Consider the following 11,346-nt stretch of genomic DNA (forward strand, 5'->3'; position numbering starts at 1 on the left):
CGAGACTCGAGCCTTCGGCTCCTGCGCTTTCGAGGCCGAAACGGCGAGACGGGCCTCAACCCTTGGAGGTGTCTCGTAAAACTCGACACATGCGGTTGCGTTGGCCTTCGAGGTCCTGGTCGGGAGGTGGGCTTCTTCGCATGGCCGAGCGGGGCGAGTGGTTTCCGTACCCGGCCTGGATCGGGTGTTTCGGGTGTTTTTGGGGGTAATGTGCGCTCATGGGTTATCCGGAGGATGCGCTGGCGCCCGACGAAGAGCTGATCCTGCACACCCATCCGCATTGGAAGATGCTGTTCTGGCCCATCGTCACGTTGATCGTGGTGACCGCGGTGGCCGGCTTCCTGGGCGGTCTGGTGTGGCGTACCGCCGACGAATCGTGGCGGACGATCCTGTTGCTTGTCGTCCTGGTCGTATGGCTGTTGCTGCTGGCGTGGCGCAGTATCGCGCCGATCGTGACCTGGAAATCCACCCATTTCATCGTCACCGATCGCCGGGTGCTGGTCCGTGAGGGCGTGATGACCCACACCGGCATCGATATCCCGATGAGCCGTATCTCGAGTGTCCAGTTCCGGCACGGGCTGGTCGACCGGATGTTCGGGACCGGGGAACTGATCATCGGGTCCTCGTCCGAAGAACCCTTGGAATACAGCGATATCCCGAATGTGGAACAGGTGCACGCGCTGCTCTATCACCAGGTCTTCGAGGCGGCGCCCCGGTACGGCGGCTTCTGATCTTGCCGCCGCGGGCCGCTGCCCGGGCGTGAGGAAGCCGGTACCGGGCCGGTGGACCGTAATCTTGTCGCATGACCGCCGTATTGCTGGGCGAAGACGACGAGGCCATCGCGGCGCCGCTCTCGCGGGCGCTGGGCCGCGAAGGGTATTCGGTGACCGTGGAGAGCTTCGGTCCCGCGGTGTTGGACCGCGCACTGGAAGGACACCATGATCTGCTGATCCTCGATCTCGGGTTGCCGGGAATGGACGGGCTGGAGGTGTGCCGGCAGGTGCGGGCCCGCGGCGCCGAGATGGCGGTGCTGATGCTCACCGCCCGTACCGACGAAGTCGATTTCGTGGTCGGGCTGGACGCCGGGGCCGACGACTACGTCGGAAAACCCTTCCGGTTGGCCGAACTGCTGGCCCGGGTCCGCGCCCTGCTGCGGCGCAGCGGGATCGGTGACGACACCGTGGAGGTCGGCGGGATCCGCCTGGAACCGGCGGCCCGGCGGGTGCTGGTCAACGGGGTGGAAGTCGGGTTGGCGAACAAGGAGTACGAACTGCTCAAGGTGCTGATCGATCGGGCCGGCCAGGTGGTGCCCCGGGATACGATCCTGCGCGAGGTCTGGGGCGACGCCGAACTGCGCGGATCCAAGACACTGGATATGCATATGTCCTGGTTACGGCGCAAGATCGGCGACGAGGGCCCGATGGCCGAACGCCGGATCGTCACCGTGCGCGGTGTCGGTTTCCGGTTGAACACCGACTGACGTGCGGCGGCGGATTCTGCGGTCGATGCTGACCGTGCTGATGCTCACGACGGTCGTGCTCGGGGTGCCGCTCACCTATACGGCGTGGCTGTGGGTGGAGGACATCACCCGCAACGATCTGCGCAGCCGGCTGGAGCTGATCTCCGCGGAGGTCATCGGGCAGGAACACGGCAGCGGGGTGATCAGCGGCGGCCTGGATCTGCACACCGTGCAGCCGCTGGTGCCCGAGGGCGGGCGGCTCACCGTCGTGTATCCGGCGCCGGAGGATACGGCGGTGAAGGTCGAGGTCGGCGCCGGGACGGTGACCGACCCGCTGGTGGAATCGCTGTCGATGGGTACCGATGTATCGCTACGACTGGAGGTGCCCGCGACCCCGATGCAGGCCCGGCAGCGACAGGCGGTGGCCGGGGTGGCGCTGGCCGTCGCGATCTCGCTGGGCGCGGCGATCACGGTCGCCATCGTCACCGCGCGCCGGGTCGCCGACCCCATCCGTGATGTGGCCGCCCGGGCCGCCCGGCTCGCCATGGGCGATTTCCGCCCGGATCCGCGCCGCCACGGCATTGCCGAACTGGACCGCGTCTCCGATGTGCTCGATTCGGCCACCGTCGAGATCGCGGGCCGGCTGCAACGCGAGCACGCGCTGGTAGCCGATGTATCCCATCAGCTGCGCAGCCGGTTGACCGCGGTCCGCCTGCGGCTGGACGAACTGTCCGCGCACACCGATCCGGCGGTGGTGCACGAGGCCGAGGAGGCCATGGCCCAGGTCGACCGGCTGACCGAGGCCATCGACGATCTCGTCCGGGCCTCGCGCGACGAGGACGCCACCGACCGTGATCCGGTACCGGTGATGGACGAACTGCGCGGCATCGTCACCGAGTGGACGCATCCATTCCGGGAGGCCGGCCGCACTCTGTACCTGACCGGTGACGAATCGCTGCGGGCGCCCATTTCCGGGTCCCGGCTGCGGGAAGCGGTGACAGTGCTGGTCGACAACGCGCTGATGCACGGCGGCGGCACCTGCACGGTCTCGGTGCGCACCGTGCGTCCCGGGCAGGATCGCGAACCGCTGGTGTGTGTGCAGGTCGCCGACGAAGGCGAGGGGGTCAGCGACGAGCTGGCGCCGCATATCTTCGATCGTGGTTTCTCCGGCGCGGGATCCACGGGTGTGGGGCTCGCGCTGGCGCGTGCCCTGATAGAGGCCGACGGCGGCCGGTTGGAGTTGCAGCGGCGGCGGCCCGCGCTGTTCGCGGTATTCCTCGGTAAACCACTGGCCGCGCGAGTGGAGACGCGGGTGGTGGGGGAGCCGCGCTGATCGGTCGCGGCGCCGGGCTCAGCGGCCGAGAGTGCGCCGGTCGTGCTCCTCTTCCACATACTCTTCGAGCTGTTCGAGCATCTGGTCGACCTCGTCGGGGAAGACCCAGCGCCGCATCGCCCAGTACCGGAACGCCATCTGCAACAGGTTGCCGATGATGTAGGCGCTGATGAAGTCGGCGATGTTCTCCACCATGAAGCTGACCGTGGGCTGGTGCAGCTGGAAGACATAGCGGGAGAGGTACAGCGGCGCCATGCTCAGCACCACTCCCACTCCGCTGACCGCGAAGAACAGCAGTGCCTCGTGATGGCGTTCCCGGCCACCGCGGTTCTTGAACGACCATTCGCGATTCAGGATGTAGGAGGCGATGACCGCGATGACACCCGAGATGATCTTCGCGGTGACCGGTTTCTCCTCCAGCACCGTCCACTTCAGGGCGTAGAAGATGCCGCCGTCGATCACGAACGTGGTCGCCCCGACAATGGCGAACTTGATGAGCTCGCGCTGGCGGTAGGCGATCTCTTGAAGAGATTGCGGTAGGACGCTGACCACGTCGTCGACGAATGACACAAGTCCGGAGCATACCGCCAGCTGCCGTTCGCGCAGGACGTGACAGTATTGACCGACGTGAACGCACGTAGTTTCGACCCTGCCGCGATGCCGACCGTCGCCATGATCGGTGGCGGACAGCTGGCGCGGATGACGCATCAGGCGGCCATCGAGCTGGGGCAGCGGCTCCGGGTGCTCGCCGAACGGCCGGACGACCCGGCGGCTCAGGTGAGCCCCGATGTGGTGCTCGGCAGCCATTCCGACCTCGGCGCGTTGCGCCGGGCCGCCACCGGCGCCCACGCGCTCACCTTCGATCACGAGCATGTGCCCACCGAGCACCTCGAGGCGCTGGTGGCGGAGGGGGTGAATGTGCTCCCGCCGCCGCACGCGCTGCGCTTCGCCCAGGACAAACTGGCCATGCGCACGGAACTGTCCGCGCGGGGGTTGCCCGTACCCGCGTTCACCGTGGTCGAGTCCGAGGCCGCGGCGGTGGGCTTCGGCGAAGAACACGGCTGGCCGATCGTGCTCAAGGCGATCCGCGGCGGTTACGACGGGCGCGGCGTGTGGATGCCCGAGGACGCCGATGCCGCGGCGAAGATCACCGCCGAGCAGCTCGGCGCGGGCGTGCAACTGCTGGCCGAGGTGCGGGTTCCGCTGAAGCGTGAGCTGTCGGCCATGGTGGCCCGCTCGCCGTACGGTCAGGCCGCGACCTGGCCGGTGGTGGAGACCGTGCAGCGCCGCGGTCAGTGCGCCGTGGTGATCGCCCCGGCGCCCGATCTCGACGAGGAGCTGGCCGCCGAGGCCGAGGAGCTCGCGCTGCGGCTGGCCGCGGATCTCGGGGTGGTCGGCGCGATGGCGGTCGAACTCTTCGAGACCACCGACGGAACCCTGCTGATCAACGAGCTGGCCATGCGCCCGCACAATTCCGGGCACTGGGGGATGGACGGCGCCCGCACCGGCCAGTTCGAACAGCATCTGCGCGCGGTGCTCGACTACCCGCTCGGCGATACCCGCCCGCTCGCACCGGTGACGGTGATGGCGAATATCCTCGGGGCGCCCGAGGCGCCGGCCATGTCTATGGACGAACGCCTGCACCACCTGTTCGCCCGGATGCCGGACGCCAAGGTGCACTTGTACGGCAAGGGCGAGCGCCCGGACCGCAAGATCGGGCATGTGAACGTGCTCGGCGACGATGTCGCGGTGGTACGGGAACGAGCCGAGCGCGCGGCGCACTGGATGTCGCACGCGGTATGGACCGATGGATGGGACCCGCATGAGTGACGTGGTGGAAGGCAGTGTTCCGGGCTCCCCGGCGGTCGGATTGATCATGGGCAGCGATTCCGACTGGCCCACGATGGAGGCCGCCGCCGAGGCGCTGGCCGAATTCGGGATCCGGTTCGAGGTGGGTGTGGTGTCCGCGCACCGGACCCCGCAGCGCATGCTCGACTACGCTCGCGACGCCGCCCGCCGGGGTCTGCGGGTGCTCATCGCGGGCGCCGGCGGTGCCGCGCACCTACCGGGCATGGTCGCCTCGGCGACCCCGCTGCCCGTAATCGGTGTGCCGGTCCCGCTGAAGTACCTCGACGGCATGGATTCGCTGCTCTCGATCGTCCAGATGCCCGCCGGAGTCCCGGTGGCCACCGTGTCGATCGGTGGCGCCCGGAACGCGGGCCTGCTGGCCGCCCGGATTCTCGGCGCGCACGAGACGGCACTGCGCGAGCGGATGGAGCAGTTCCAGGCCGGTCTCGAGACGATGGTCCTGGAGAAGGACGAGGCGCTGCGCGCACGTCTGCTGGGCTGATCGCGCTTCCCGGGGACGACCGCGGTATCGCCGTCCCCGGGAAGCGCCGTACACCTGCTCGGCCTACGATCCTTGCCGGTGTACAGGGTCGACAATCAGGCGGTTCCCATGGCGGAGTTCCCGTTCGCCGAGGTGACCGCGAACGAGATGTTCTTCGCCGAGCGCGACGAGCGCTACCGCCTGTTGCACGAATGGCCGCAGCGCTCCTACGCGCACCGGTCGGGACTACGGATGATCTGGAAGTACGACGATGTCCGCGAGGTTCTTGCCGCCGGGAAAGCGGAGATATCCCGGGACAACTCACTGGAGCCGTTGGTCGGGTATCCGCGCATCGCCGCCACTCCGCGAGCACTACCGCATCTGTTCCGGCATCTGATCCCGTTGCCCGCGAAGGCGACCGCCGATCTGGCCGATGAACCCCTGCACGACCGGGTGTGGAACACCATGGCCGGTCCGGCCGGGCATTTCACGATCCGGGCCGCGGACAGGCCGCAGCACCTCGCGGCGATGACCGAGCATTTCCACGCCGCCCTCGCCGCGACGGCGCCGTTCGGGGCGACGCTGGACGTGACTGCGCTGTCCATCGCGTACGCCACCAGGGTGACCGGTTCCGCGGTGGGGCTGCCGCCCGAAATGTGGCCGCGGGTCGCGGTGTGGAGTGGCGCTCAGTCGGGATTGCTGGGCCGATCGATGCGCGGCCGGGAACTGGCCGGCGCGGTGGCGGCGCTCGGACAGTTGTTCACCGTCAGCGGGCGTGCGGTCGACCACGGTCTGCGCAGCGACACGGTCGGTTTCGCGACCGGCCTGCGCGATGCGGGAATACCGCGCCGGGTGGCGGTTTCGGCGGTGGCGAATTCGCTGGCCGCCGGAGTGCATACGGTGAGCGGCAGCATCCAGCAGGGTGTCCAGCGACTACTGCACGACCCGGATCGGGAATGGTGGCGGCTGCTGGGCGAACCCGGGACGGCGGCCGATGTGGCGGTCGAAGTGCTTCGGCTGGACCCGGGGCTGGTGGCCTGGAAGCGGCGCATCCGGCGTCCGGTCGTGTTGACCAGTGGGACCGAGTTGCCCGCGGGACCGGTGCTGGTCATGTTCGCGGCCGCCAACCGCGATCCCGCGGCCTTCCCGGATGACGGGAGCCTGCGGCGGCGTGGGAAACTACCGCTGACCTTCGGGTTCGGTGCGCACATCTGCCCGGGTAAGCAACTCGCGACGCTCGCGGTGGAGGTGTTCTTGCACCAGCTGTACCTGCTCGCACCGCGGACGCGGTCCGTCGAGAGCGGCCCGCCGCCACAGCGCGGTGCGGACCTGTTGTTCAGCGGAGCCGACCTCCATATCGCGCTCGACGGACGACGCTGAGGGCAGCGCGGCCCCGCTCGCTACGGTGTCGCCATGGACAACGAGGAAACCGCCCGCCGAGTCGGCGGCGCCGAGCTCGTCCGTTTCCGGCTCGGTGTCGTGGACGAGGCATTGCGTTTGTTCGCGGATCAGGGTTACGAGGCGACCTCGGTAGACGAGATCGCCGAGGCCGCCGGGATATCGCGGCGTACGTTCTTCCGGCAGTTCCGGTCCAAGGAAGATGTGATCTTCGCCGACCACGAGGCCCAGCTGGCCGCCGCACTGGAATACCTGCAGCAGGCGCAGCTCGACCCGTGGGACGCGGTCTGCGAGGCGGCGGTCGGGGTGTTCGAGCGGTTCACCCGGTGGCGCGATATCGCCGAGCGGCGGTACCGGGTGGTGCGCCGGGTCCCGGCGCTGCGGGACCGGGAGATCGTGACCGTCTTCCGCTACGAGCGTCTGTTCACCGACTACCTGCGTGAGCGGCTGCCCGATTCCCCCGACCTGGCGCGCGTGCAGTTCGCGGCCGCGGTGACCGCTACCCACAACTATCTGCTGCGCCGGATGATCCGCGGCGAGTCGGCGGCGGGCCCGGGTGACCTGCGGACCGCGCTCGGCGAGATCCCCCGGGGTGGCCGGCGCCCGGGCGGTGAGGACGATCTCGTACTCGCCGTGTTCCGCCGGGACCTGCCCGTTCGGCATGTCGCCGAACTGCTGCGGCAGCGGCTGGGTAGTTTGGCAGAAGCGCCCGCCGATTGACACCGAGTGCCATAACGCGGCGCGCAAACCCGGGCGAGCGCGCGGTATACTGGGCGGAGGTCTTGACACTGAGTGCCGATTATCGGTGCTACCCCGTACGCAACAGGAGTGAACCCAATGGCGGGAAACCCGGATTTCGATCTGTTCAAGCTGGCGGACTTCCACGATGAGCTGCGTTCGGCCATCCGCGCCCTGTGCGAGAAGGAAATCGCCCCGCACGCCAAGGACGTCGACGAGCACGCCCGGTTCCCCGAGGAAGCCCTCTCCGCGCTCAACGCCGCCGGCTTCAACGCCGTGCACGTCCCCGAGGTCTACGGTGGCCAGGGCGCCGATTCCGTGGCCACCTGCATCGTCATCGAAGAGGTCGCCCGAGTCTGCGGGTCCTCCTCGCTCATCCCGGCCGTGAACAAGCTCGGCACCATGGGCATGATCCTCAACGGTTCCGAGGAACTCAAGCAGAAGGTGCTCGCCGATATCGTCAACGGCGAAATGGCCTCCTACGCGCTGTCCGAGCGGGAAGCCGGCTCGGATGCGGGCAGTATGCGCACCCGCGCCCGCCAGGAGGGCGACGACTGGATCATCAACGGGTCCAAGTGCTGGATCACCAACGGCGGCAAATCCTCCTGGTACACCGTCATGGCCGTCACCGACCCCGACAAGGGTGCCAACGGTATCTCCGCGTTCCTGGTGCACAAGGACGACGAAGGCTTCGTCGTGGGCCCGCTCGAACACAAGCTCGGCATCAAGGGTTCCCCGACCGCCGAACTGTATTTCGAGAACTGCAGGGTCCCCGGCGACCGCATCGTCGGCGAACCCGGCACCGGCTTCAAAACCGCCCTGCAGACCCTCGACCACACCCGCCCCACCATCGGCGCGCAGGCGGTCGGCCTGGCCCAGGGCGCCCTGGACGCCGCGCTGGCCTACACCAAGGACCGCAAACAATTCGGCAAGTCCATCGCCGACTTCCAGAACACCCAGTTCATGCTGGCCGATATGGCGATGAAGATCGAAGCCGCCCGGCTGATGGTCTACACCTCCGCCGCCCGCGCCGAGCGCGGCGAACCGAACCTCGGGTTCATCTCGGCCGCCGCCAAATGTTTCGCCTCGGATGTGGCCATGGAAGTGACCACGAACGCGGTACAGCTGTTCGGCGGGGCCGGCTACACCACCGATTTCCCGGTGGAACGCATGATGCGCGACGCCAAGATCACCCAGATCTACGAGGGCACCAACCAGATTCAGCGGGTGGTCATGTCCCGCGCCCTGCTCAAGGGGTAACTCTCCGGATCACGGCGTTCGGATGGCGGCCTGGGATTCACGCTCGGGCCGCCGCCGGGCCGTGGGATGCAGTGTCGTCACCGGGCACCCGGTGCAGGCCGCCGGAATTGCCGCGCTGCGGCGGGCAGTCTCGCTGCTGGGCTGACCGGTACAACTGCCTGCTGTACAGCAGGCAGTTGTCGGCCTCGATATTTCGTGCGTCCAGCTGAACAGGAGGTCGCCTCGTGATCGGTTCGTGAGCTCATCGTTCGCACAGGCCGTAATCAAGAAGCCGGCACGCTGCTGGTATCGACGACGGCGCTGGTGGGGGTCGAGGGGGTTTCGTGCCGTTCGTAGCGGCAGGGGCGTGGAAATCGCTCGGCGAGGAAGCGTTGCATGTCGGGGCCGAACGCCGCGTCGTCGAAGTTGAGGAACCTCGCGTCTGCCGCGCAAGCGAGGGAGACGACCTCCTCGTATGCCGGGGGTTTGCCGTGGAAGCCCACCCGGCTGCCCTCCGTTTTGAGATGCACCAGCGGTCGCGGGTGGTGCTTCTGGATGTGGCTCAGAATGGCGGTGATGCCCATCGCGCCCTGCCAGCGGTCCTCGGTGACGAAATCCCGTAGATCGCGATATGCGTCCAGCACCCACTGCTTCCGGAACCAGGTCGGCACATGCGTTTCATAGTTGAGCGTGCCGTAGCCGAGGCGTTTGAGCAGGTCATACGTCCGCCACAGGCTGTCCATCCACAGGCCCTTGCCGCGACTGTCGAGGGTCGCCAGATCCTGCAGATAGCGGTTCCGCTGGGCCTCGTCGGGCGTGAGATCGCGGAGCAGAACGAAGTCGTCGCTGAAGAAGATGTATTCCTCGTCCAGTTCCGGCAGCAGGGCCGTGAGATAGAACATCAGGAACCAATTCGTGACGGGCGTTCTGTAGGGACCGATCCAGGCGATCGCCTCGTGTGGAACATGGAAGATTCCGCTCTCCGGACCCGCCAGCCATTCCGGCCGATCGCCGAACACCACCACCCGCCTCACCCACGGCATATAGCGTTCGACGCTCCGCAGCGAATACTTCAGTTCGAGGTCGTCGCATGGACTGTGTTTGAGGAAATACAGAACATCCACCGCCTGGACTTTACTTTCGGAGGGGGTGAAGGGCAGGACTCAGTCGAAGTCGTGAACTGAGGACGGCCAGGCTATTCGAGAGGTGTGGCGTTCGGGCCCCGGAAGATTCCGGTCGCGCTTGCCGCGTCACCGGCGGGCTGCTCGGCGGAATCATCGGGGGATTCGCCCGAGTTATCAGTGGTGGCCGCACGGTCCCCGGGAGTTTCGCCGGCGGTGATCCCACGCGACGGGCAGCCGAGCCGTCGGCGGTGCGGGTCGGTGGCAGTGTCAGGCTCGCGAGGCCAGGAGATCCGCGGTGAGCCGTGCGAGGCGACGGGCGTTGCCGGGATCGAGTGAGGGGAGCGAGAGGTCCAGGGTGCGGCCGCGGTCCACGGCGGTGAGCGGTTCCGCCGGCGGGTTGTCGATGAAATCGTGTAATGGGCGGATCGATTCGCGCACCGGGCGTGCGGCGACCGCGGCGAGGGAACGGATCGCGGTGCGGGTGAGGAAGCCGAGCGGGGACAGATCGCCGCTCCTGGTGAAACCCGGATGGTAGAGGACGACCTTTATCTTGTGGCCGTGCTCTTCGGCAAACGACACACCGAGCAGGTCGTTGGCCCGCCCGGCCTGCAACTGGGCGCCGACCACGCTGTAGCCGCGGGTCAGGTGGGGATCGTCCCAGTGGACCGCGCCCTTCTGCACACCGACACCGGCGACATTGACGATCACCGGTCGCGGGGCGCGCGCCAGCAGCGGAACCAGCTCGTGCGAGAGCAGATACCGGCTGAGGTAGTACAGCGCGAAGGTGTGCTCGAAACCCTCGGCGGTCTGGACGCGTTTCCGTGAGGTGCGGTTCGCGAAGAGCAGGAGTGCGTCCAGAGTGTCGTAGGCCGCGCCGATTTCGCCGACCACCCGCTCCGCCTCCGCGACGGAACTCAGGTCGGCGCGGACGAAGTGGAGGCGGTCCGCGTGCGCCCCGGCCGCGAGGGTGAGTTGTTCTCCTTTGGCCGGGCTGTTGCCGATCGCCACGACCCGGTCGCCTCGGGCGAGGCGTTCCAGGGTGATCGCGCTGCTGGCCGAACGCCGCTACCGCTACAACGAACTGCACCGCTCGATCGAGGGCATCAGCCAGCGCATGCTGACCCGGACCCTGCGCGCGCTCGAGGACGATGGGCTCATCGATCGCGTGGTGTACCCGACGGTTCCGCCGGCCGTGGAATACGGGCTCACTCCGCTCGGGGAGACGCTGCTGGTCCCGCTTTCGGCGCTGGCCGATTGGGCGGTGGACCATGCCGTCGATATCACCGCCGCGCGCTCGGACCGGACCGGAGGTCGCATGGCGGGTACGGCCGGGAAAGGGTGATCGGCGACCGGTCCGGCCCGACTCGCGGCGGCCCGGGTTCGCTCGGCCGCGTCCGGGATCAGGCCGGGTACCGGTACGCCGGGTAGGTCGGATAGCCCCGGTCACCGCCCTGGAAGTAGGTGTCCTCGTCGGCGGGGGTGATCGGGAGCGTGTTGCGCAGTCGCTCGACGAGGTCGGGGTTGGCGAGGAAGCCGCGGCCGAAGCTGATGAGGTCGGCACCCAGGCCGAGCCAGTGTTCGGCGTCGGCCGGGCCGGCGGGTTTCGGGCCCGAGAGATGCACCGGGTTCATGACGAGGGTGCCCGGCCACGCGCGGCGGAGATCGAGGAGACCCGTTACCTTTTTGGTGGGCCCGGAACCGGGCCCACGGTCGCCGGGCCCGGTAT

At 68.0% G+C, this 11,346-nt stretch carries 13 protein-coding genes and 1 pseudogene; 10 read left to right on the forward strand and 4 right to left on the reverse strand.

The features are described 5' to 3' along the window. Positions 1-218 precede the first annotated feature (218 nt). The 3 genes from ACLML9_RS24450 to ACLML9_RS24460 all read left to right on the forward strand — a co-directional run bounded on the left by ACLML9_RS24450 (position 219) and on the right by ACLML9_RS24460 (position 2,792). Complete coding sequence (locus tag ACLML9_RS24450) at positions 219-731, forward strand: PH domain-containing protein (RefSeq protein WP_411947717.1); 513 nt, start codon at positions 219-221, stop codon at positions 729-731. Between the two features lie 71 nt (positions 732-802). Continuing rightward, complete coding sequence (locus tag ACLML9_RS24455) at positions 803-1,480, forward strand: response regulator transcription factor (protein WP_411947718.1); 678 nt, start codon at positions 803-805, stop codon at positions 1,478-1,480. A 1-nt stretch (position 1,481) separates the two neighbouring features. Beyond that, entirely contained in the window at positions 1,482-2,792 is a 1,311-nt protein-coding gene (locus ACLML9_RS24460) for a sensor histidine kinase (RefSeq protein WP_030522486.1), read from the forward strand. Positions 2,793-2,810: 18 nt separating this feature from the next. Here the strand turns inward: ACLML9_RS24460 and ACLML9_RS24465 are convergent, their stop codons facing one another. Further along, positions 2,811-3,362, reverse strand: coding sequence for a GtrA family protein (locus tag ACLML9_RS24465; protein ID WP_411947719.1), 552 nt, complete (start codon positions 3,360-3,362; stop codon positions 2,811-2,813). Between the two features lie 87 nt (positions 3,363-3,449). Between ACLML9_RS24465 and ACLML9_RS24470 the strand changes: the two genes are divergently transcribed. The 6 genes from ACLML9_RS24470 (at position 3,450) to ACLML9_RS24495 (ending at position 8,662) form a co-directional block, all read left to right on the forward strand. Further along, positions 3,450-4,622: a 5-(carboxyamino)imidazole ribonucleotide synthase gene (locus tag ACLML9_RS24470; protein ID WP_411947728.1), complete on the forward strand. Its 1,173-nt coding sequence runs from the start codon at positions 3,450-3,452 to the stop codon at positions 4,620-4,622. Beyond that, complete coding sequence (gene purE, locus ACLML9_RS24475) at positions 4,615-5,142, forward strand: 5-(carboxyamino)imidazole ribonucleotide mutase (RefSeq protein ID WP_411947720.1); 528 nt, start codon at positions 4,615-4,617, stop codon at positions 5,140-5,142. The genes ACLML9_RS24470 and purE overlap by 8 nt, the downstream gene beginning before the upstream one ends. Before the next feature lie 78 nt (positions 5,143-5,220). Next, a complete protein-coding gene (locus ACLML9_RS24480) occupies positions 5,221-6,501 on the forward strand; it encodes a cytochrome P450 (protein ID WP_411947721.1) in 1,281 nt (426 codons plus the stop codon). Positions 6,502-6,534: 33 nt separating this feature from the next. Next, complete coding sequence (locus ACLML9_RS24485; protein WP_411947722.1) at positions 6,535-7,239, forward strand: TetR family transcriptional regulator; 705 nt, start codon at positions 6,535-6,537, stop codon at positions 7,237-7,239. 117 nt (positions 7,240-7,356) lie between these two features. Further along, entirely contained in the window at positions 7,357-8,517 is a 1,161-nt protein-coding gene (locus tag ACLML9_RS24490) for an acyl-CoA dehydrogenase (RefSeq protein WP_411947723.1), read from the forward strand. 22 nt (positions 8,518-8,539) lie between these two features. Further along, positions 8,540-8,662 (forward strand): hypothetical protein, encoded by a 123-nt coding sequence (locus ACLML9_RS24495; RefSeq protein WP_411947724.1) that lies wholly within the window; start codon positions 8,540-8,542, stop codon positions 8,660-8,662. A 118-nt stretch (positions 8,663-8,780) separates the two neighbouring features. Here the strand turns inward: ACLML9_RS24495 and ACLML9_RS24500 are convergent, their stop codons facing one another. After that, a complete protein-coding gene (locus tag ACLML9_RS24500) occupies positions 8,781-9,620 on the reverse strand; it encodes a hypothetical protein (protein ID WP_411947725.1) in 840 nt (279 codons plus the stop codon). 267 nt (positions 9,621-9,887) lie between these two features. Further along, a complete protein-coding gene (locus ACLML9_RS24505; RefSeq protein ID WP_411947726.1) occupies positions 9,888-10,628 on the reverse strand; it encodes an SDR family NAD(P)-dependent oxidoreductase in 741 nt (246 codons plus the stop codon). A gap of 31 nt (positions 10,629-10,659) precedes the next feature. On the opposite strand from ACLML9_RS24505, the gene ACLML9_RS24510 reads away from it, so the two are divergent. After that, positions 10,660-10,962, forward strand: coding sequence for a winged helix-turn-helix transcriptional regulator (locus ACLML9_RS24510; protein WP_411947727.1), 303 nt, complete (start codon positions 10,660-10,662; stop codon positions 10,960-10,962). A gap of 58 nt (positions 10,963-11,020) precedes the next feature. Here ACLML9_RS24510 and ACLML9_RS24515 read toward each other — a convergent pair. Further along, a pseudogene (locus ACLML9_RS24515) lies at positions 11,021-11,346 on the reverse strand (hypothetical protein); the annotation flags it as partial.

This window comes from Nocardia sp. NPDC002869 (genome assembly GCF_046764065.1).
In the GTDB taxonomy this organism is placed as follows: Bacteria; Actinomycetota; Actinomycetes; order Mycobacteriales; family Mycobacteriaceae; genus Nocardia; species Nocardia rhamnosiphila.